Source organism: Sphingobium algorifonticola, from assembly GCF_004005485.1.
Classification (GTDB): domain Bacteria; phylum Pseudomonadota; class Alphaproteobacteria; order Sphingomonadales; family Sphingomonadaceae; genus Sphingobium; species Sphingobium algorifonticola.
In genome coordinates, this window is the sequence record NZ_RZUL01000035.1 from 1 (window position 1) to 494 (window position 494).

Consider the following 494-nt stretch of genomic DNA (forward strand, 5'->3'; position numbering starts at 1 on the left):
TGTCAAACGGCGTTCAAAAGGGACCCCCGATCGGCGTCGAAGAGGGACCCCTTTTCGGATATGATGTTGGTTTGTTGAAGATGGCCTTGCGCTGCGTGCGGCGGAGGGCGGGCGTAGCCCGACCGGAGGCGCGCGCAGCGCAAGATAGATTTTTGAAGGCGCCGAAGGTGGCTGTCAGCTGCGGTTTTTGAAGCGCCAGCTGTCGTTGCCCGTCTCGACGATATCGCAGTGGTGGGTGACGCGGTCGAGCAGCGCCGTGGTCATCTTGGGATCGCCGAACACGGTCGGCCATTCACCGAAGGCGAGGTTCGTGGTGATGATGACGCTGGTGCGCTCATAAAGCTTGCTGATGAGGTGGAACAGCAACTGCCCTCCCGAGCGGGCGAACGGCAGATAACCGAGCTCGTCAAGCACGATCAGGTCGAGCCGCGACAGCTGCGCCGCCAGGGTCCCGCCTTTGCCGATCCGGGTCTCCTCTTCGAGGCGTGTCACCA

The 494-nt window shown here is 62.3% G+C and carries 1 protein-coding gene; it reads right to left on the bottom strand.

Going from position 1 to position 494, the window contains the following annotated elements; genetic code table 11:
* Window positions 1-174: 174 nt before the first annotated feature.
* Window positions 175-494, bottom strand: a 320-nt coding sequence (locus ENE74_RS18070; protein ID WP_164847550.1) for an ATP-binding protein, incomplete at its 5' end; no start/stop codon positions are given.